At 71.1% G+C, this 20,405-nt stretch carries 19 protein-coding genes; 6 read left to right on the plus strand and 13 right to left on the minus strand.

Going from position 1 to position 20,405, the window contains the following annotated elements; genetic code table 11:
- A complete protein-coding gene (ggt, locus tag GWK16_RS22210; protein WP_170056174.1) occupies window positions 1-1,683 on the plus strand; it encodes a gamma-glutamyltransferase in 1,683 nt (560 codons plus the stop codon).
- Window positions 1,676-2,407, plus strand: coding sequence for a hypothetical protein (locus tag GWK16_RS22215; protein WP_170056175.1), 732 nt, complete (start codon window positions 1,676-1,678; stop codon window positions 2,405-2,407). The genes ggt and GWK16_RS22215 overlap by 8 nt, the downstream gene beginning before the upstream one ends.
- Here the strand turns inward: GWK16_RS22215 and GWK16_RS22220 are convergent.
- From GWK16_RS22220 to GWK16_RS22245, 6 genes are all read right to left on the minus strand, one after another.
- Window positions 2,404-3,435 carry an ABC transporter ATP-binding protein gene (locus tag GWK16_RS22220; protein WP_338144541.1) on the minus strand — a complete coding sequence of 344 codons (1,032 nt, stop codon included), beginning with the start codon at window positions 3,433-3,435 and terminating at the stop codon, window positions 2,404-2,406. The two genes, GWK16_RS22215 and GWK16_RS22220, sit on opposite strands and share 4 nt — an antisense overlap.
- Window positions 3,428-4,414 carry an ABC transporter ATP-binding protein gene (locus GWK16_RS22225; RefSeq protein ID WP_170056176.1) on the minus strand — a complete coding sequence of 329 codons (987 nt, stop codon included), beginning with the start codon at window positions 4,412-4,414 and terminating at the stop codon, window positions 3,428-3,430. The genes GWK16_RS22220 and GWK16_RS22225 overlap by 8 nt, the downstream gene beginning before the upstream one ends.
- Window positions 4,414-5,328 carry an ABC transporter permease gene (locus GWK16_RS22230; protein WP_170056177.1) on the minus strand — a complete coding sequence of 305 codons (915 nt, stop codon included), beginning with the start codon at window positions 5,326-5,328 and terminating at the stop codon, window positions 4,414-4,416. Before GWK16_RS22230 ends, GWK16_RS22225 begins: the two co-directional genes overlap by 1 nt.
- A gap of 3 nt (window positions 5,329-5,331) precedes the next feature.
- A complete protein-coding gene (locus GWK16_RS22235; RefSeq protein ID WP_170056178.1) occupies window positions 5,332-6,315 on the minus strand; it encodes an ABC transporter permease in 984 nt (327 codons plus the stop codon).
- 54 nt (window positions 6,316-6,369) lie between these two features.
- Window positions 6,370-7,953: an ABC transporter substrate-binding protein gene (locus GWK16_RS22240; protein WP_170056179.1), complete on the minus strand. Its 1,584-nt coding sequence runs from the start codon at window positions 7,951-7,953 to the stop codon at window positions 6,370-6,372.
- 63 nt (window positions 7,954-8,016) lie between these two features.
- The gene (locus GWK16_RS22245) at window positions 8,017-9,105 is read right to left on the minus strand and encodes an AI-2E family transporter (protein WP_248291561.1); all 1,089 of its coding nucleotides are present in this window, start codon (window positions 9,103-9,105) and stop codon (window positions 8,017-8,019) included.
- Between the two features lie 104 nt (window positions 9,106-9,209).
- On the opposite strand from GWK16_RS22245, the gene otnI reads away from it, so the two are divergent.
- Complete coding sequence (gene otnI / locus GWK16_RS22250; RefSeq protein WP_170056181.1) at window positions 9,210-9,989, plus strand: 2-oxo-tetronate isomerase; 780 nt, start codon at window positions 9,210-9,212, stop codon at window positions 9,987-9,989.
- On the opposite strand, the gene GWK16_RS22255 is transcribed toward otnI, so the two are convergent.
- On the minus strand, window positions 9,977-10,513 hold the full coding sequence (locus tag GWK16_RS22255) for a hypothetical protein (protein ID WP_170056182.1): 537 nt from the start codon (window positions 10,511-10,513) through the stop codon (window positions 9,977-9,979). The genes otnI and GWK16_RS22255 overlap by 13 nt on opposite strands.
- 255 nt (window positions 10,514-10,768) lie before the next feature.
- On the opposite strand from GWK16_RS22255, the gene GWK16_RS22260 reads away from it, so the two are divergent.
- On the plus strand, window positions 10,769-11,653 hold the full coding sequence (locus GWK16_RS22260; protein WP_170056183.1) for a 2-hydroxy-3-oxopropionate reductase: 885 nt from the start codon (window positions 10,769-10,771) through the stop codon (window positions 11,651-11,653).
- A gap of 137 nt (window positions 11,654-11,790) precedes the next feature.
- Window positions 11,791-12,675 carry a helix-turn-helix domain-containing protein gene (locus GWK16_RS22265; protein ID WP_170056184.1) on the plus strand — a complete coding sequence of 295 codons (885 nt, stop codon included), beginning with the start codon at window positions 11,791-11,793 and terminating at the stop codon, window positions 12,673-12,675.
- Window positions 12,676-12,691: 16 nt separating this feature from the next.
- On the opposite strand, the gene GWK16_RS22270 is transcribed toward GWK16_RS22265, so the two are convergent.
- Window positions 12,692-15,322 carry a bifunctional acetate--CoA ligase family protein/GNAT family N-acetyltransferase gene (locus GWK16_RS22270; RefSeq protein ID WP_248291562.1) on the minus strand — a complete coding sequence of 877 codons (2,631 nt, stop codon included), beginning with the start codon at window positions 15,320-15,322 and terminating at the stop codon, window positions 12,692-12,694.
- Between the two features lie 136 nt (window positions 15,323-15,458).
- Between GWK16_RS22270 and GWK16_RS22275 the strand changes: the two genes are divergently transcribed.
- The gene (locus GWK16_RS22275; RefSeq protein WP_170056185.1) at window positions 15,459-16,412 is read left to right on the plus strand and encodes an alpha/beta hydrolase; all 954 of its coding nucleotides are present in this window, start codon (window positions 15,459-15,461) and stop codon (window positions 16,410-16,412) included.
- 3 nt (window positions 16,413-16,415) lie between these two features.
- Here the strand turns inward: GWK16_RS22275 and GWK16_RS22280 are convergent, their stop codons facing one another.
- The 5 genes from GWK16_RS22280 to GWK16_RS22300 are packed head-to-tail and all read right to left on the minus strand — an operon-like array spanning window position 16,416 to window position 20,358.
- Window positions 16,416-18,140, minus strand: a complete 1,725-nt coding sequence (locus GWK16_RS22280; protein ID WP_170056186.1) for an ABC transporter ATP-binding protein/permease — start codon at window positions 18,138-18,140, stop codon at window positions 16,416-16,418.
- Window positions 18,141-18,150: 10 nt separating this feature from the next.
- Window positions 18,151-18,591 carry a DUF1499 domain-containing protein gene (locus GWK16_RS22285; protein ID WP_170056187.1) on the minus strand — a complete coding sequence of 147 codons (441 nt, stop codon included), beginning with the start codon at window positions 18,589-18,591 and terminating at the stop codon, window positions 18,151-18,153.
- Window positions 18,588-18,836, minus strand: a complete 249-nt coding sequence (locus tag GWK16_RS22290) for a DUF3253 domain-containing protein (protein WP_170056188.1) — start codon at window positions 18,834-18,836, stop codon at window positions 18,588-18,590. The genes GWK16_RS22285 and GWK16_RS22290 overlap by 4 nt, the downstream gene beginning before the upstream one ends.
- A complete protein-coding gene (locus GWK16_RS22295; RefSeq protein WP_170056189.1) occupies window positions 18,833-19,405 on the minus strand; it encodes a pyridoxamine 5'-phosphate oxidase family protein in 573 nt (190 codons plus the stop codon). Before GWK16_RS22295 ends, GWK16_RS22290 begins: the two co-directional genes overlap by 4 nt.
- Window positions 19,402-20,358, minus strand: a complete 957-nt coding sequence (locus GWK16_RS22300; RefSeq protein WP_170056190.1) for an NAD(P)/FAD-dependent oxidoreductase — start codon at window positions 20,356-20,358, stop codon at window positions 19,402-19,404. The genes GWK16_RS22295 and GWK16_RS22300 overlap by 4 nt, the downstream gene beginning before the upstream one ends.
- Window positions 20,359-20,405 lie beyond the last annotated feature (47 nt).

The raw sequence follows: 20,405 nt of genomic DNA on the forward strand, positions 1-20,405 counted from the left end.
ATGATCCTGCGCCGCGCCATCCTCCTCCTGCTGCTCCTGACCGGCGTCGCCGCCGCGCAGGCGCCGGCGCGACGGCAGATGGTCGCGGCGGGCCATCCGCTGGCCGCCGAGGCCGGGCTCGAGATGCTGCGCGCCGGGGGCAGCGCCGTCGACGCCGCGGTCGCGACGCAGATGGTCCTGACGCTGGTCGAGCCGCAATCCTCGGGCATCGGCGGTGGCGCATTGCTGCTGCACTTCCAGGGCGGATCCGGCCGCATCGTCGCCTGGGAGGGCCGCGAGGCCGCACCCGCCGCGGCGGGTCCGGACCTCTTCCTCCGCGACGGGCGGCCCATGCCCTTCCTGCAGGCGGTGGCGAGCGGCCGCTCCGTGGGAGTGCCAGGCACCGTCGCGATGCTCGAGGCCGCGCATCGCGAGCATGGTCGCCTCCCCTGGGCGCGCCTGTTCGATCCGGCGATCCGCCTCGCCGAGGAGGGCTTCCCGGTGAGCGAGCGCCTGGCTCGCGACATCGCCTCCGACGCGACGCTGCTGCGACGCGACGCGAACGCCGCGCGCTACTTCTTCACCGAGCAGGGCGCGCCCCTGCCGGCCGGGCACCGCCTGCGCAACGCCGCCTTGGCCGCGACGCTGCGCGCCATCGCCGCAGAGGGTGCGGCGGCCCTGGCGCAGGGGCCGATCGCCGAGGACATCCTCGCCGCGGTCACGCACCATCCGGTGCTGCCGGGGGCCATGGCGGCGACGGATCTGTCGACCTACGCGCCACACCGGATGGAAGCCGTCTGCGCGCCCTATCGCCGCTGGCGCGTCTGTGGCTTCCCCCCGCCCTCCTCGGGCGGGATCGCGGTGGCGCAGATCCTCGGCCTGCTGGGGCATTTCGACATGCCGCGGATCGATCCGCGCGGCGTCGATGCAGCGCATCTGATCGGGGAGTCCGGGCGCCTCGCCTTCGCCGACCGCAACGCCTATGTCGCCGATCCGGCCTTCGTCTCCGTGCCGGTGCTGGGTCTCGTCGATCCGGGATACCTCACGACGCGCGCGCAGCTGATCGACCGCGACCGTGCCATCGCCGCCCCGCGCGCCGGCAACCCGCCCTGGCGCGAGGCGACCTATGCCCCCCAGACCCAGGACCACGAGGCCGGCACCAGCCATGTCTCGATCGTCGATGCCGAAGGCAATGCGGTGTCCATGACCACGACGATCGAGGCGCTGTTCGGCGCCCGCATCATGGTCCGTGGCTTCATGCTCAACAACGAGCTGACGGATTTCTCGTTCATTCCCGAACAGGATGGCCGCCCGGTTGCGAACAGGGTCCAGGGCGGCAAGCGGCCGCGGTCGTCCATGTCGCCAAGCCTCGTCCTGGATTGCGAGGGACGACTGTCCATCGTCGCGGGATCGCCGGGCGGGGCGCGCATCATCGGTTATGTCGCGCAGGCGTTGGTGGCGATGCTGGACTGGGGGATGACGCCGCAGGAAGCGGCCGCGCTGCCGCATGTGGGCAGCGTCGGCAACGGGATCGAAGTGGAGGCGGACACGCCGGCAGCCGCGCTCGCCCCCGCGCTGCGCGCGCTCGGGCACGAGGTGCAGGTCCGCGAGATGAATTCCGGCCTGCAGATCATCCGCGTGACGCCCGAAGGCCTGGTCGGCGGCGCCGATCCGCGGCGCGAAGGCGTCACGATCGGTGACTGACGCCCTGCCCTACGCCGTCGAACAGGCCGCCGCGTCGAAGGCCGAGACGACGCGCATGCGCAAGCGCGCCGACGAGATGGATGGCGGCGGACGCACGCATTTCGGCATCGCGCCGGTCGTGCTGATCATCTTCGCAGCGCTCGGGCTGCTCGACTACGCCTTCGGCATCATCGACACCGCGTCCTGGATCGTGCTGATCGTCGGATCGATGATCCTGCTGATCCCGGCGGCAATCATCCATCGTCGCGGCGCCGCGGAATCGGAGCGCGTGCGGCAGGTCGCCCTCGCGCTGCGGCGCGACGCGAAGGCCGGGTGTGTCCAGCGCCACACGCTGCATCGCGACGCCCGCCACTGGTTCGTGGAGCACGAGCACGGCGTGATGCACCTCAGCCCAGCCGGGCCGGGCCGGACGCTGTTCCTCGACCTGTCGAGCGTCAGCGACGACCCGCGCCACGATGGCTGGTACGCGAAGCGCCGGATCGACCGCGACACCTGGCGATGGACCAGCGCGGCCGATGGCGCCGTGCTGCTGTTCTTCGCCGCCGAAGGCGCGCCGGTGGCGCCGAACAGCTTCGCCGCCGCGCTGGGCCGCGAGGATTCCGACCTTGCCGCGGCGATCTTCGAGGCCGTCGGCTCCCCGGGCGACGGCGACATCATCCCGCGCGACTTCGCGGAGATCGACGCCGATCTCCGCGCGCGGATCGCCGCCGCGAAGGCGACCTAGGCCGCCGTCCGGGCGATCGCCGGCATCGGCATGGCGTCGTCGCGGCCTTCCTCGACGGCGTGGCAGGCGACCATCGCGTCGCCCGCCGGCTTCATCTCCGGCCGTTCCCGCTTGCAGCGTTCGTTCGCCAGCGGACAGCGCGGATGGAAGGCACAGCCGGACGGCGGGGTGATCGGGGACGGCACCTCCCCACCCACCGGAATGCGCTCCCGCCCCGTCATGTCGAGGTCCGGGATCGCTTCCATCAGCGCGCGCGTATAGGGATGCCGCGGGCGCTTGAAGAGGCTTTCGGCCGGCGCGAGTTCCGCCAGCCGCCCGAGATACATCACCCCGATGCGGTCCGAGATCTGCCGCACCACCGCGAGGTTGTGGCTGATGAAGAGGTAGGTCAGCCCGAGCCGCTGCTGCAGTTCCTTCATCAGGTTCAGGATCTGTGCCTGCACCGAGACGTCGAGGGCCGAGGTCGGCTCGTCGCAGACGAGGAATTCCGGGTTCGAGGACAGCGCGCGCGCGATCGAGATGCGCTGCCGCTGGCCGCCCGAGAATTCGTGCGGGAACTTCTCGCCATCGAGCGGGGAGAGGCCCACCTGCGTCAGCAGCTCGGCGACGCGGTTCTCCTCCTCGCCCTTGCTCTTCACCAGGCCGAAGGCATGGATCGGCTCGGCGATGATGTTCTTCACCCGCCAGCGCGGGTTCAGCGAGGCATAGGGATCCTGGAAGATCATCTGCATGCGCCGGCGCTGGTCGGCGAGCGACCGCGCCTCCGCGAGGTCGCGGCCCTCGAAGCGGACGGACCCCGCGGTGGGGCCGTAGAGGCCGACGGACAGCCGCGCCACGGTCGACTTGCCGCAGCCGGATTCCCCGACCAGGGACAGCGTCGTTCCCTTCGGAATGGTGAAGGAGATGCCGTCCACCGCGCGGAGCGTGCGTCGTTCCTCCCGCGCCAGCAGGCGCTGCAGGAAGGGACGCGAGACGTCGAAATGGCGCGCCAGGTCGCGCGCCTCGAGCATCGGCACCGGGTCAGCCACGGGGCGCCTCCGTGTCGTAGAGCCAGCACGCGGCCTGTGTCGTACCGGCGTTGATCAGGTCCGGACGGTAGGTCCGGCATTTGTCGAAGACCTGCGGGCAGCGCGGGTTGTAGGCGCAGCCCTTCGGGATGGCCGACAGCCGCGGCATCGCACCGTCGATCTGCGCGAGGCGTTCCACTCGCCGGTCGAGCGGCGGAATCGAGGCCATCAGGCCCGCCGAGTACGGGTGGTTGGCGTGCTTCACCACCTCCCGCACCGGGCCGATCTCGGCGACGCGGCCGGCATACATGACCGCGACGCGGTCGGCGGTCTCGGCGATGACGCCCATGTCGTGCGTCACCAGCATCATCGCCGTGCCCTTCTCCCGCGCCAGGCGCTTGAGCAGCGCGATGACCTGCGCCTGGATCGAGACGTCGAGCGCGGTGGTCGGTTCGTCCGCCACGATCAGCCGCGGCTCGGCGCACAGCGCCAGCGCGATCACGACACGCTGGCGCATCCCGCCCGAGAACTCGTGCGGGTAGCTGTCGATGCGCTGCGCCGCGGCGGGGATGCCCACCATCTCGAGCCATTCGATCGCGCGCTTGCGCGCCTCGCCTGGCCCGATCGGCAGGTGCGTGGTCATGGTCTCGGCGAGCTGGCGACCCACCGTGTAGAGCGGGTTCAGCGTCGTCAGCGGGTCCTGGAAGATCGCGCCGATCTCCTTGCCGCGGATCCGGCGCATCTCCTCGTAGCGGAGATTGTCGATACGCCGGCCGCCGAGGAGGATCTCGCCCTTCGCGATGCGCCCGGGGGGTTCGAGCAGGCCGATGATGGCCGCCCCCGTCATGGACTTGCCGGCGCCCGATTCACCGACGACGCCGAGCACCTCGCCCGGCGCGATATCGAAGGAGACGTCGTCGAGCGCGACCAGCGTGCCACGCCGGGTCGGGAATTCGACGCGCAGGTTCTTCACCTGCAGCAGGGGAGCAACGTTGGACATCAGCGCAGCTTCGGGTTGAGCGCGTCGCGCAGCCAGTCACCGAGCAGGTTGACCGACAGCACCATCGCGATGAGGGCGACGCCCGGGAAGATCGTGATCCACCACTCGCCCGAGAACAGGAAGTCGTTGCCGATCCTGATCAGCGTGCCGAGGGAGGGCTGGGTCGGCGGCACGCCGACACCCAGGAAGGACAGCGTCGCTTCCGACAGGATCGCCAGGCCGAGGTTGAGCGTCGCGACGACCAGGATCGGCCCGATCACGTTCGGCAGGACGTGGCTGAACATGATGCGCAGCGACGGCACCCCGATGACGCGCGCCGCCTGGACGTATTCCTTGTTGCGCTCGACCAGCGTCGACCCGCGCACGGTCCGCGCGAATTTCGGCCATTCGCTGATGCCGATGGCGAAGATCACGACGAACAGGGCGATCTGGTCGTGCACCTCGCGCGGCAGCACGGCACGCACCACGCCGTCCACCAGAAGGGCCACCAGGATGGACGGGAAGGTGAGCTGGATGTCGCAGATGCGCATCAGCACGCTGTCGACGTGTCCGCCGGCATAGCCTGCCGTCAGGCCCAGCGAGACGCCCAGCACCGTCGCGAAGATCGTCGCGGACAGGCCGACCAGCAGCGACACCCGCGCGCCGTACATGATGGCCGAGAGCACGTCGCGCCCCTGGTCATCGGTGCCGAGGAGATACTCGGCGGCGCCGTCCTCGTCCCAGGCGGGCGGCTTGAAGGCGTCGCTGAGGTTCAGGCTGGCGAGATCGAAGGGGTTGTGGGGCGCGATCCAGGGCGCGAGCACGGCGCCGAGGATGCAGACGAGCGCGACGATGGCCGAGACCACCGTTACCGGAGACCGGCGGAAGGACCACCAGAGGTCGGAATCGAGGAAACGCTGCACGGCGGCGGCCATGGTTCAGTGCCCCCCCTTCCCGCGCCCGATGCGTAGCCTCGGGTCCACCGCGTAATAGAGGAGGTCGACGATCAGGTTGATGGTGACGAAGACGAGGGCGATCAGCATCAGGTAGGCGCTCATGACGGGGATGTCGGCCGCACCCACGGACTGGATGAACAGCAGGCCCATGCCCGGCCACTGGAAGACCGTCTCGGTCACGATGGCGAAGGCGATGATGGCGCCGAGCTGCAGGCCGACGATGGTGATGACGGGCACCAGCGTGTTCTTCAGCGCATGGCCGAAATGCACCACCCGGTTCGGCAGGCCGCGGGCACGGGCGAACTTGATGTAGTCGGTGCGCAGCACCTCCATCATCTCGGCGCGCACCAGGCGCATGATGAGCGTGAGCTGGAACAGGCCGAGCGTGATCGCCGGCAGCACCAGCGCCTTGAGGCCCGACACCGTCAGGAAGCCTGTCGTCCACCAGCCCAGGTTCACCGTGTCGCCCCGCCCGAAGGAGGGCAACCAGCCGAGCCAGACCGCGAAGACCAGGATCAGCAGGATGCCGATCAGGAAGGTCGGCAGCGACACGCCGATCAGGCTGAAGGTCAGGAAGAAGCGGGACAGCCAGGAATGGCGGTAGAGGCCCGTGTAGACCCCCATCGGCACGCCGATCAGCAGCGCGAGCGCCGCCGCGGTGAAGGCCAGTTCCAGCGTCGCCGGCGCGCGCTCTGCGATCAGCTCGGCGACCGGGCGGGACAGGCGGTAGGACAGGCCGAACTCGCCCTGCGCCGCATGACCGATGAAGGTGGCGAACTGCACCCAGAAGGGCTGGTCGAGGCCGAGGTCGCGCACGAGCTGGTCGCGCTGCGCCTCGGTGAAATCCTGCCCGAGCATGATCGCCACGGGGTCGCCGACATAGGCGAACATCGCAAACGAGATCAGGGCGACGGTCAGCATGACCGGCACCGCCTGCAGGATACGGCTGATGATGAAGGCGAACATGCTCTCGCTCCGGTGCGGGCGCGGCGGCGATGGCCACCGCGCCCGCGTCACTCCTCAGTTCATGCGCGCCCAGCGGAAGTAGGGCTGGTTGTTCGCCATGTGCGGAATGGTGAGGTTGGACCGCATCGCCCAGGGGATCATCTGGTGGTGCAGCGGGATGTGGGGAATGTCCTCGCGGTAGATCCGCAGGGCTTCCCGGATCGCCGCGTCGCGCGGCGCGCCGGACTGGTTGGTCATGATCTCGATCAGCTGGTCCATACGGGGGTTGGAATACCGCCCGTAGTTCCAGATGCCGTTGCCCTGCCCACCGTCGCGAGACCGCAGCAGCGACTGGAACGAATACAGCGCATCGAGCGTCGGCACGCCCCAGCCGAGCAGGTAGATCGAGGTGTCGTCACGCTGGATCTTGGCGAAGAAGGGCGCCAGCGGCATCGCGTTCAGCCGCGCCCGGACGCCGACGCGCGCCCACATCGCGACGATCGCCTGGCAGATCTGCTCGTCGTTGATGTAGCGGTTGTTCGGGCAGTCGAGCGTGATCTCGAAACCGTTCGGATAGCCGGCCTCGGCCAGCAGCGCGCGCGCGCGGGCCTGGTCGTAGGGCAGGCGCACGTCTTCCTCGCGCGAATACCCGTTCACCTGCGGGGGGAAGAAGGTGCCGGTCACCACCGACTGGCCGCGCATCGTGGTGCGGTGGATCGCCTGGATGTCGATCGCCTGGTACAGCGCCTGCCGCACCCGGAGGTCCTTGAGCGGATTGCGCCCGCGCACGTCGGAGTACAGCAGCTCGTCGCGGTGCACATCCATCGCGAGGAAGATGGTGCGGACCTCGGGGCCCTCGACCACCTTGATGTTCGGCGCGGCGCGCAGGCGGTTGAGGTCCTGCAGCGGCGGGTCGAGCACGAAGTCCACCTCGCCGGACAGCAGCGCGGCGATGCGCGTCGCGTCGGAGGAGATCGGGCGATAGATGATCTCGGTGACGTTCGCCTCGCGGCTCGACGGCTCGTTCCAGCCCCACCAGTCGGTGTTGCGCACCATCACGGTCCGCACGTCCGGCTCGCGGCTCTGCAGGCGGAAGGCGCCGGTGCCGTTGGTGTTCCGGGTGGTGTACATCTCCTCCCGGTTGCGGGTGTTCTGCGGGCGCGTGGAATTGTGCGCCTCGGACCAGGACCGCGACATGATCATCAGCGACGCGATCTTGTTGGGAAGGATCGGGTCCGGCACGCGGGTGATGACGTCGACCACCAGCGGCTCCACCTGCACCGAGCGCTCGATCGTATCGACATAGATGGCGTAGTTCGAGGTGGGCTGCTGCGCGCGGGTCACGCTGAAGACGACGTCATCGGCCGTGAAGGCCTGCCCTTCGTGGAACTTCACGCCGTCGCGGAGCCAGAAGCGCCAGCGGGTCGGCTCGACCTGCTCCCAGCGGGTCGCGAGGCCCGGCGCCAGCCCGAGTTCCTGGTCCCGGGCGATCAGCGTGTCGTAGATCTGCTGCAGCACCATGGTGACGGTGCCGACGTTCTGGCTGTGGGGATCCATGGTGTTGGGATCGCCCGAGGCGGCCCAGCGCACGGTGCGCGCCTCCGCCCATCCCGCGCCGAGCCCGAGGGCCAGCGCGGCCGCCAACAGCAGCTTCCGCATCCTTTGTCTCCCATCCCTGCCGGCCCCGGCCAGCCCGGCCCGGCAACCCCCGGAGGCCGGGGGCTATACGGCCCCGGCCGCGGGCGGGGAAGGGGTTTGAGGCTCCTCCTCCGCCGCGCCGGCGAATTCCAGCATGAGCGTGTACCCCACCGCCAGCACCACGGGGCCGAGGAAGAGCCCGAGGAAGCCGAAGGCGAAGACCCCGCCGAGCGCACCGAGGAGGGTGAGCAGGAGCGGCAGGTTGGCCCCGCGGGCGATCGCCCAGGGACGGATGAAGTTGTCGACCGAGGAGATCACCAGCGCCCCGTAGAGCGCCATGAAGATGCCGGAGCCGGTATGCCCCTGCGTGAGCAGCCAGAGGCTGGCGGGGATCCAGACCAGCGGCGCGCCCACCGGCAGGATGGAGATGACGCCGGTGACCACGGCGAGCAGCACCGGCTGCGGCACCCCGGCGATCCACAGCCCGATCGCCGTCAGGACGCCCTGGGCCACGGCGGTGCCGACCAGCCCCCAGACGACGCCCCGCGTCACATCGGCCGCGAGCCCGAGCATGCGCGTCCCAGTCGGCCCGCCCAGCCGTTCCATCAGCGCCTCGGCGCGGCCGGCCATGGCGGGCCCGTCCCGATAGAAGAAGAAGGCCAGGAAGATCGCGAGCAACAGTTCGGCCAGGCCGGACAGCACCGCGAGCAGGATCGACACCGCCTGCTGGGTGATCGTCCCGGCGAAGGGGCGCAGCAGCCCGGCCACCCCGGACAGGTCGAAGGCCATTTCGCCGATCCAGCCGTGGATCCAGGCGCCGATCACCGGCAGCGACGACAGCCAGATGCCGACGCCCGGCAGGCCGTCGACCAGGAGGTTCTCGATCTGCCGGCTCAACGCCTCGACATCCTCGCGCCGGGTCGGCGCGGCGATGGCGATGGGCAACCCGACCAGGAGGAACATCGCCAGCACCATCAGCGTCGCCGCCCAGGAGGGCCGGATGCGCGCCTGGTCGCGCAGGAAGGCGTAGATGGGCCAGGTCGAGAAGGCGAGGATCGCCGCCCAGATCAGCGCGGAGATGAAGGGCTTGAGGACCAGCAGGCAGGCCACCGCCAGCGCCGCGATCGCAGCCATTCCAGCGAGACGGGCCGCACGCGGCGTTTGCATGGTCATGACACCCATCCTGCCCGATCGTCGCCGGATACGCGAGGCGGGCACTGGCCCGGCAGGCCTCGCGCCGCTAGCCTCCCGCCCCGCTGACCAAGGGGATCGCCACCATGCCGCGCTTCGCTGCGAACCTGTCGATGATGTTCAACGAGGCGCCGTTCCTCGACCGCTTCGCCCAGGCGGCCGGGGCGGGATTCAAGGCGGTGGAGTTCCTCTTCCCCTACGAGTTCCCGGCGGCCGAGATCGCCACCCGGCTCCGGGACAACGGCCTGCAGCAGGTCCTGTTCAACGCCCCGCCCGGCGACTGGGCCAAGGGGGAGCGCGGCATGGCCGCCCTGCCCGGCCGCCAGCAGGAATTCCGCGATGCGATCCTCAAGGCGCTCGACTACTGCGCGGCCCTCGCCTGTCCCCGCCTGCATGTCATGGCAGGGCTCAAGCCCCAGGGCGTGCCGCATGACACGCTCACCGCGGTCTATGGCGCGAACCTCGCCTGGGCGGCGGAGGAATGCGGCAAGGCGGGCGTGAAGCCGGTGATCGAGCCAATCAACCACCGCGACATCCCGGGCTTCTTCCTCAACACCACCGACCAGGCGGCGGCGATCATCAACGCGATCGGGCCGGACAAGGTCGGCATGCAGTTCGACCTCTACCACTGCCAGATCACCGAGGGTGACATCGTGAAGCGGGTCGAGAAGCACCTGCCGCTGATCGCGCACATGCAGATGGCCGACAATCCGGGCCGCAACGAACCGGGCACGGGCGAGGTGAACTGGCCCTTCGTGTTCCGGAAGGTGGACGAACTCGGCTTCCGTGGCTGGATCGGCTGCGAATACCGCCCGGCCGGGGAGACGACGGCCGGCCTTGGCTGGTTCCAGCCCTACCGGGCGTAGTCGATCCGGCGGACCGACGTGGCACCGCGGCGTGCTGCGACGGGCGTGGCGGCCGGCGGATCGCATTCGCGTGCGAAGTCGGTCATTTCGCGGACCAGCGCGTCCCGGTTCACCGCGAGGCCCACGGCATCGCCGATGACGATGCGGACCTCGGCATCCCGGGCCTCGGGGTAGTCGGCACGGGCCTGCATCAGGGCCGCGCGGAAGGCGTTGCGATCGAGGTTCACGCTCAGGCTGCGGTCCTCATAGCGGGTCGGCGCCGCATGGATCGGCGTCCAGCCGCCGCCAGGGTCGCCGAAACCCAGCATGACCGTGGTGCCGAGCGGCGCCCGCACGCCGTTGACGACGACGGTCCATGCCTGGCTGGCCGGGCAGCGCATCTCGAGCGACAGGCTGGCATAGGCCATGCCGATGCCGGTCCCCAGGATCGACAGGACCGGTCGGCCGGTGTCCGGGTCGGCGACGCGGACGAAGCTATCCTGCGCCCGGGCGGCAGGCGCGAAAAGCAGAGCGGCCAGCAGCACCGGACAGATATGCCAGCACCTGCTCAGAAATCGGGGGGACATGGCAGCGCAGCTCATTTTTTGGACCACGTTGCCAATTATTCTACCCGAAAAATCATTGACATCCAGCTAATTCTTTTCCTCGAACACAGCGAATCGGAAGCACCGCGGGGCGGCATGTTCGTCCCCCGAACCGTCGGCTATGTGTCGCCGTCCTGAGGCCGCATCCGACCCGCCGGGACGGCGCGCGGCCTCGTCCTCGACGGAGCGAAACGCATGAAGATCGCCTTCATCGGCCTCGGCATCATGGGCCGGCCCATGGCCGGTCACCTCAAGACCGCCGGCCACGACATCACCGTCGTCGAGCGGCGCAGCCTGACGGCCGAGGACCGGGCGAACTTCAGCGTCGCGCCGGACGCGAAGGCGGCCGCGGCGGCCGCGGAAGCCGTCATCCTCATGGTCCCCGACACCCCGGACGTGGAGGCCGTGCTGTTCGGCGCCGGCGGCGTGGCCGAGGGGCTGAAGCCCGGCACGCTCGTGATCGACATGTCCTCGATCAGCCCGACCGCGACCAAGGCCTTCGCCGAGAGGATCGCCGCCAAGGGCTGCGACTACCTCGACGGGCCGGTGTCGGGCGGGGAAGTCGGCGCCAAGCAGGCGACGCTGACCATCATGGTCGGCGGCTCCGAAGCCGCCTTCGCCAAGGCGAAGTTGCTGTTCGAGGCGATGGGCAAGAACATCACCCTCGTCGGGCCCGTCGGCGCCGGCCAGACCTGCAAGGTGGCCAACCAGATCATCGTCGCCCTGACGATCGAGGCGGTGGCCGAGGCACTGACCTTCGCCTCCAAGGCCGGCGCCGATCCGGCCAAGGTGCGCCAGGCGCTGATGGGCGGGCTCGCGACCTCCCGCATCCTGGAACTGCATGGCGAGCGGATGATCAAGCGGACCTTCAACCCCGGCTTCCGCATCCGCCTGCATCAGAAGGACCTGAACCTGGCGCTCCAGGCCGGCCGGGACCTCGGCGTGGCGCTGCCCAACACCGCCTCCACCCAGCAGCTGTTCGCCGCCGTCGCGGCGGCGGGTGGGGCGGAGCTGGATCATTCGGGGCTGGTGAAGGCGCTTGAGACCCTCGCCGCGCACAAGGTCGCGGAAGACGCCTGACCGCGCCTCACGGAGCTGTGTCACCTGCTGGAACCGGTGCGGATTTCCGCACCGGCGCCGCTGTTAGCAGAATAGCGTCTCGAAAATCTTAACGGCTGGGCCTATCCTGATACCGTCCTAGACTTCGGGAGCCTCCCATGCGTTTCGCGGAAATCGGCCAGCAGCTGCGGGCCTACCGGCTCGAATCGGGCCTGCGTGCGGAGGAAATCGCTGCGCGTCTCGGCGTTTCGCGGGCGGCCCTCTACCGATATGAGAAGGGCGAGGTCATCAAGCTCGACACCATCCGCCGCCTGGCGGAGCTGTTGAAGATCTCCCCCCTCTCATTGCTCGGCATCGGCGTGGAGTATTTCGCCCGCCCCGCCGCTTTCCAGGAACGCCTCCGGCAGGTCGAGGAACAGTCCGACCAGGTGCTGCAGGTGGGTGGCGCCCTGTGCTATCCGGTCAGCACGGATGCCTTCGACGGCGCCATCGCCGAAGCCTGGACCGAGGCCGCGGACGCGTCGCCCGACCGCCTCCTGGCCCGGACGCAGGTCGAGCAGATGCTGGGCCTGCTGACCGCCCGGAAGCGCCTGCACCAATCCCGCAAACCCAATGTCATCGCCATCCTCTCGGAGGCCGGCCTGCGGCGCATGCTGTCCGACGGCGTCGCCCCGGGCCTGACCGTCTCGGATCGCGCCCGCACGCGCTGCCGTCTTGCCGCGCGCGCCGAGGCCGAGAGCATCGCCGAGCAGATGGAAAGCGTGCCGATCGGCCTGCAGATCGGCCTGATCTCGGGCCCCGACCCCTCCGGCCCCTTCATGGTCATGCGCGGCCGCGAACGCGCCCATGTGGTCGGCAGCGCCTTCCCGGCCGACACGCATCCGGGCGCCACCACGGGCGTCGCCTTCATCACCTCGGCCGACGAGGCGATCGGTACGCATCAGCGCGTCGCGGAGAACACCTGGCGCGATGCGTTGAAGGGCGCCGAGGCCGCGGTCCGGCTGCGCGCCCTGATGGCCGAGGCTCCGGCCGCCGCCGCCTGAGGGCGTCGCGCGGCGGCTACAGCGGCAACCGCGCGTCCATCACCTCGGGGTCCTCGGCGCTGGCGCGCACCCGAAAGCCGAGGGCGCGGACGAAGGCGAGCATCGGCTTGTTGTCGGCCAGCACGGAGCCGACCACCTCGCCCACCCCGACGGCCCGGCCCCATTCGAACAGCCGCTCCATCAGATGGCGCGCCAGTCCCTGCCCCTTCCAGGACGGGTCGACGATGACGGCGAATTCGGCTTCCACCCCGCCGCCCTCGCGGATCAGGCGGGAGACGCCGACGGTACGGTCCGGACCGCCATCCACCCGCTCGACCGCGACGAAGGCGATCTCGCGGTCGTAGTCGATCTGCGTCATGCGCGCGATCTGGGTCGGGCTGAGCTCGGCCAGGGCCGAAAAGAAGCGGTAGCGGATGTCTTCGGGCGTCAGCCTGGCGAAGAACTCGGCATGCGCGGCGGCATCCTCCGGCCGTATGGGGCGAACCAGGACCTCCCGACCACCACGGCTGCGCCAGGTCCGTGCGAACTCGGCCGGATAGGGCGGGATGGCGAGCATCGCCTTCTCGCCCGGCGGACGGAGCGAGATCATGGCGTCGAGCGCAAGAACGCCCTCAGCATCGGCTCGTAACGGATTGATATTGCAGTTATCGATCTCGGGAAAATCGACGGCGATCTGCGACAGGCGGACCAGGGCATCCGCGACGGCCGGCACGTTGGCCGGTGGATGATCGCGCCAGCCGTCCAGCAGCCGCGCGGTCCGGGTCCGCCGGATCAGGGAATGGGCCAGCGCCAGGTTCAGCGGCGGCAGGTCGAAGCCCTCGTCCGGGTCGATATCGGCCGCCGTGCCGCCGCGCCCGAAGGCGATCCAGGGCCCGAACATGGCGTCGTCGCCGAGGCGCAGGCGCAGTTCCTGCCCGGCGCCGGCCTTGCGCTGCACCAGGAAGCCGGTGATGCGCGCCTCCGGCCGCGCGGCGGCGACCCGTTCGCGCATCGCCGTCGCAGCCGCCAGCACCGCGGCGTGGGAAGCGAGACCGATCGCGACGCCACCCACCTCCGTCTTCCGCGGCAGATCCGGACTCAGGATCTTCAGCACCACCGGGAAGCCCAGCATCACGGCGGCGTCGGCGGCTTCCTCGGCGCCTGTCACGGCACGGCCCGGCACGGTCGGGATGCCGTAGGCGGCGAGGACGGAAAGCGCCTCCTCCTCCGTCAGGTCGCACCGCCCCGCCGCCCGGACACGCGCGAAGAGCGCCGCGACGAAGCCGCGGTCGGGCGCGAGGTCGAGCACGTCGCGCGAGGGCAGTTCCGCCGCCATCGCCCGGTTGCGCCGGTCTTGGGCGAGGTGGAGCGCACCGCGGACCGCCGCCTCGGGCGTCGGGAAGGCGGCGACTCCGGCGGCGGCGAGCCGCGCGCGCTGCGCCCCGGCGCTGGCCTGGCCGGCCCAGCCGACCAGGATCGGCGCGCCGCGGCTCGCCTTCACCGCGGCGGTAAGGGATTCGCGGACGACCTCCGGGTCTTCCTCGGCCGCGGGAGCATGGAGGGCAACGACGGCGTCGACCTCGGGCAGCGCGGCGAGCATGGCGGCGGCTTCGCCCAGCCGCGCGCCGGCGGTGGGGCCGAGCGCAAGCGGGTTGCGCCCGCTCCAGCCCTCCGGCAGGCCGAGGGAGATGGCGGCCAGGCCGGTTTCCCCGATCTCCGCGAGGCGCGCCCCGCCCGTCAGCACCGCATCCGCGCCGAGCGCCCCGAAGCCGATGCCGTTGGTCACGATGGCGATGCGGTCGCCCGGGCCCGAGGCGCGGGCCGACAGGCGCACCCGCGCCAGGGTCTCGGCCGCGGACAGAAGGTCCTCGAAACCCGCCACCCGCAGCACGCCGGCGCGCCGCAACGCGGCTTCCATGACTTCGTCCGCGAGGCCCGAGGCATCCTGCAGCCGTCCGCCGGCCCGGATCGCGACGACCGGGCGCATCCGCGCCGCCGCCCGCGCGGCGGAGACGAACATCCGCCGGTTCTTGATGCGCCGCAGATCCAGAAGGATCGCGCCCGTCCCCGGATCCCGCGCCAGCCAGTCGAGCACCCGAGCGAAGCCGAGGTCCTGGTTACCGCCGATGCCGACGATGTGACTGAAGCCGACGGATTCCGCCGCCGCCCAGTCGAGCACGGCGCGCGCGATGGCCGAGGACTGCGTGACCAGCCCGAGCCGCCCCTTGGCCGGAACGACATGGCTCAGCGTCGCGTTCAGGCCGATGGCGGGCACCGCCACGCCGAAGGACCCCTGCCCGATCGCCCGCATTCCCGTCCGGGCGGCCGCGCCGGCGAGGTCCGGCGCCGGACCGGGCACGACCGCCGCGAAGCAGCCGCGCGTCGCCAGGCGCCTCATCGCGTCCTCGAGCGCATCCGGCGGCAGGCACAGCACGGCAAGATCCGGCGCGACCGGCAGGTCCTCGATGGTCGGGACGGTCTCGAAGCCGTCGCGTGACGCACCAACCGCGAGCAGCCGGCCCCGGAAGCCGCCGGCTGCCAGGTTCCGCGCCATGAGCGGCGCCTCGGCGCTCGTCTCGGCAGCCAGAAGGACCACGCTTTCGGGGTGAAGCAGCGACCGGTCGCGGTAGCCGCCGCTTCGGTACATCCCGGAGATGAAGTCAGGCATTGTGCGATGCAACATGGCGCCTGCGCCTCCCCATCGCAACCGAGGAAAGCGTTGCAGGACCGGGCCGTCCGCGCCAGCCCCCTTGCCGGCCGGGCCCTGGGCGCCTGAACTGCATCCACACCGCAGGAGTGGATGAATGAGCCAGGACCGCTGGGACCCCGAGATGCGCGCCTTCACCGCCATGATGGAGGAGCGCGGCCGCGCCTTCCCGCCGGTGGTGCTGGACCTGCCCCTGGACGGGGCGCGGGTGTCGAATGATGGGCCGGGCCTGACGCTCGCGGCGGCCGGTGGGCCGAAGATGGCCGAGAGCGGCGACCGCTGGCTGCCGATCCGCGGGCGGCGGCTGGTCTCGCGCGTCCATCGGCCGACGACGAACACGGCGCTGCCCGTGATGGTCTACATCCATGGCGGCGGCTGGGTCTGGGGCAGCATCGACACCCATGACCACATCATGCGCGGCTACGCCGGCGCGTCGGGCTGCGCGGTGGTCGGGCCGGATTACGCGCTGAGCCCCGAAGCCCCCTTCCCCCAGGCGCTCGAGGAATGCGCCGCGGTGGTGCGCTGGGTGGCGAAGAAGGGGGCGGAATGGGGCCTCGACCCGTCGCGCATCGTCATCGGCGGGGATTCGGCCGGCGGCAACCTCGCCCTCGCCACCGCGCTGCTGCTGCGGGAGACGGACCCGGACCTGCAGCTGCGCGGGCTGCTGCTGAACTACGGCGTCTTCGATTCCCGCCTCGACACCGCCTCCTACGGGGAATTCGCGACCGGCCACACGCTGACGCGGGAGAAGATGGACTTCTACTGGCGCTGCTACGCCCCGCGCGAGGCCGACCGGCTGAACCCCCTCGCCGCCCCGCTGCGCGCCGACCTGCGCGGCCTGCCGCCCTGCCTGCTGCACGTCGCCGAGCTCGACGTGCTGGCGAGCGAGAACCACGCCATGGAGAAGCGCCTGCGCGAGGCCGGGGTGGCGGTGGAAGCCACCACCTTCCCCGGCGTGCTGCACGGCTTCCTGCGCGCCATGGGCCATGTGAAGGCCTCCGACCGCGCCATCGCGGAGGCCGGGGCCTGGCTGAAGCGCGTCCTGGCCTGACGCCTACGCGACCAGCCGCTTTTCCTCGAGCCGCAGCGTGCGGTCGTGGAAGGCGGCGACCGCCGGGCGGTGGGCGATCGAGAGGATCGTGCTGCCCGGCAGCCTCTCCTTGAGCCGCGTGTAGAGCCGTTCCTCGGCACCCGGGTCGAGGCTCGCCGTCGCCTCGTCGAGGAACAGCCAGTCGGGCTTCAGCAGCAGCGCGCGGGCGAGCGCGATGCGCTGCTGCTCGCCGCCCGACAGGCGCTTGTCCCAGGACTCCGCCTCATGCAGGCGCGGGACGAGATGGGCGAGTTCGGCGGCTTCCAGAGCCTCGGTGACGGCTTCGTCGGTGAAGGCCGCCTCATCCTCCGGATAGCAGACGGCGCGCTTGAGGCTGCCGAGCGGGATGTAGGGCCGCTGCGGCAGGAACAGCGCGCGGCCCGTCGCGGGCAGGTCCACCCGCCCGCCGCCGAAGGGCCAGATGCCGGCGATGGCGCGGAACAGCGTCGACTTGCCGGATCCCGAGGGACCGGTGAGCAGCACCGCCTCACCCGGTTCGATCCGCGCCGAAGCCTGGTCCAGCAGCACTCGCCCATCGGGCAACGCCAGCGTGACATCGGCGATGCCAAGCCCCGCATCGGCGCCCTTCGCCGCCACCGGGCCGGTATGCGCCGCGGCGGCGGCCGTCACGCCGCGGGTGAAGCCGGTGAGGCGCTCCACCGTCGCGCGCCATTCCGTCAGTCGCGCATAGTTGTCGACGAACCAGGACAGCGCGCCCTGCACCTGGCCGAAGGCGGAGGAGGTCTGGATCAGCCCGCCGAGCTGGATGCGCCCGGCGAAATAGGCAGGTGCCGCGACGACGATCGGGAAGATGATGGCGACCTGCGTGTAGCCGGCGGTGAAGAAGGTCAGCCGCTTGGTGGCGGTCATGATCGCCCACCAGTTCTCCATCAGCGCGCGGAAGCGCTGGGTCAGGCCGCGCTTCTCATCCGCCTCGCCGCCATAGAGCGCGATGCCCTCGGCGTTCTCGCGGAAGCGCACCAGGGCATAGCGGAAATCGGCCTCGACCTTCTGCTGGGTGAAGTTCAGCGCGACCAGCGGCCGGCCGATCAGATGCGCGAGCCAGGTGCCGACCACCGCATAGATCAGCGCCACCCAGACCATGTAGCCCGGGATCTCGACACCAAGCACGTTCAGCGGCCCCGAGAGCGACCACAGCACCAGGATGAAGGAGAACAGCGTCACGACCGAGTTCATCAGCCCGAGCCCGAGCGAGAGCGTGTCGTCGACAAACAGGCGCGCATCCTCGGCGATGCGCTGGTCGGGGTTGTCGGTGACCGGGTCGGTCAGCGCCATGCGGTAATAGGCGCGGCCGTCGAGCCACTGCGTCAGGTAGATCTCGGTGAGCCAGCGGCGCCAGCGGATCTGCAGCGCCTGGCGCAGATAGAGCTGATAGACCGCGATGAGGATGTAGAGCGCCGCGACGATGGCGAAGGAGGGCAGGAAGCCCTCGGCCTCCGTGGTGTGCCAGGTGAACAGCAGCGCGATGAAGGCGTCCCAGTCCTTGGCCTCGAGCGCGTTGTAGAAGGCGCGCTGCCAGTAGGTGAGCAGCACCGTCATGCCCACCAGGGAGAGGTTCAACGCGACGACAACGGCCAGCAGCCCGCGCGCCTTCCAGCGATCCTCGCTCGACCAGTAGGGGCGCGCGAGATGCCAGGCATCGCGCAGGAAGGGTCCGATGCGGCGCATGCGCTCTCCTTCAGCGGCGGCGGAGCCGCGCCTCGATCTCCGTGAGCCAGGCCATCACCCGGGCGCGGTTCACCCCGAGATCCGACCAGCCGATGAGGCTGCGGGAATAGAGCCAGAGGCCGGTCCCCTGCCCGGCCGGCGCGGCCTCGGCGACGATGATGTCGGGGTAGTTCATCAGCCGCGTGCGCGCGACCCATTGCGCCTGGTGCCGTTCGGGAAAGTCGACGAGCGGATAGGTGCGCGGCTGCGCGGCAGCCGTCGCGCGGATGGCGGCGAGCAGCTCGTCCACCGTCACCGGGAAGGGATCGCGGTGCAGGTGGCCCGCACCCGGCGCCGTGGTCGGCGTCAGCAGGCAGGTGTTGGGCGATGGCGGCAGCGCCAGCGTCGCGAAATCGACCGGGCCCTGCGGCGGAATGCCGTTGGCGCCACGCGAGAACAGCAGGCCGATCATGGACGGATCCTCAGCCGGATGACGCCGCGGATCTCGGCCTCGGGGTCGACGGGCTTGCCCTTGCGGAGGATCTCGATGCGTCCCTCCCGTGCCAGCACGATCGCCTCCCGCCGCACGCGGGTCATCAGGGAACGCCATTCCTCGGGCTTCAGCGCGCGCGCGACCTCGGAGGGGCAGAGGCTCTTCTCCGCGCCGAGGGCTTCCGCCTGGGCGAGGATCTCGGCGCGGATGACGGGTTCGCTCATGGCGCGATCCAGCGGGCGGTGGGTCGGCCCGCCGCGTCCCATTCGGCATGGACGCGGCGGTGGCCGTCATGGTCGAGCAGCAGCCAGTCGAGGCTCTGGATGGTCAGCACGATGGCCACGAAGTTCCCTCGCCCCGCATCGGGATCGCGCGGCGCCGGGGGCGGCGCCGCCACCGTCTCGCCCGGGGCCTCGGCTGCGGCGTAGCACATGCGCGAGGAGTCGCGGCTGCCGGCCCAGGCGGCATCCGCCAGAGCGTCGTCGCCATGCAGCCGGGCGAGGCCGCGCAGCCGCACCTGCACCTGCGCCACGGCGTCGTAGGCGTGCAGCATGGCGCGCGGATCGGCGGCGAGTTCCGCCGCCTTTGCGCTGCGCCGGTCGGTGTGGATGTGCAGCGTCCGTGCCTTCGGGTCGAAGGCCCGCAGGATCACGGTGCGCAGGTTCGGCCCGCCCTCGGCATCGCGCGTCGCCAGCGTCGGGGTGTGGAAGGGGCTGCGCCGGTCCGTCACCCCGGCGGCGAGGCGTGCCAGCGCGTCGGCGAGCGCGTCCCCGGGCGAGGCGGGCGGCGTCACGCGACCGCCTGCGCAAGGGCGCTGCCGCTGTCCCAGGCGGCCTCGGCGCGGCCGGCCAGGCACCAGTCGCCGGCGAGGCCGATCCGCTGCGCGGGATCCCACAGGAAGGGGGCGCCGAGCGGGGCCTCGAGCAGCGAGTAGCGCCAGCGATGCGCCGCCGCCCAGGCCGGCGGCCGCAGCGGCGCCTTCGCAACGCAGGCGAACTCGGCGAGCAGAGGGGCGACGATGTCGTCGGCGCGTCGCTCGAGATGGGCGCGGGTCCAGGCCGGCGCGGCCTGGATCACCCAGCATTCGGCGGCGCCGTCGCGGCCGGGCTTGGAGGAATCGCGGGCGGCCCATCCGATCGCGTGTGCCTCGGGGCGCAGCGTGTCGGGCAGCGGCAGGGCCGCGTCGAAGCCCGCCATCACGGTCCAGCAGGGGGCGTAGCGCACGCCGCCGAGCGCCGCCGCGAAGCCGGGCAGCAGCTCCGCCGCCTGGGGCGCGGGGATGGTGAAAAGGACGGCGTCGAAGGGGCCGTCCTCCTCGGGCGGCGTGGCCGGCAGCGGGGCGCCGGGCTTCGCCTCCTTCGCGTCCCAGTGCCGTAGGCGCCAGGCACCGGGTTCCCCCACGACGGTGCCGACGTGGCGCGAGGCGCGCAGGTCGAGCCCACCGAGCAGCGCGCGCGGCAGCGCCGACATGCCCGGCACGCCGACGCGCCGGTCCGCATCCGGCCAGGGCGCGGCGCCGGCCTCGGCCAGGGCGGCGGCGAAATCCGCCCCGGCGGCGCGCAGATACTGCGCCCCATGGTCGAACTGCAGTCGGCGGCCGGCATGGTCGGCGCGGCGGGTGGCAAGGCGCCCGCCGGGCGCCCTCCCCTTGTCGAACAGCCGCACGGCGATGCCGCGCGCGGCGAGGTTCCGTGCGGCGGCGAGGCCCGCGAGCCCCGCACCGATGATGGCGACGGATCTGGTCATGCCCGCCGGTATGGCGCCGACGCGCCGGGGCGCAAGTCCCGGGCGGC

This window comes from Neoroseomonas marina (assembly GCF_012927745.1).
GTDB lineage: Bacteria > Pseudomonadota > Alphaproteobacteria > Acetobacterales > Acetobacteraceae > Neoroseomonas > Neoroseomonas marina.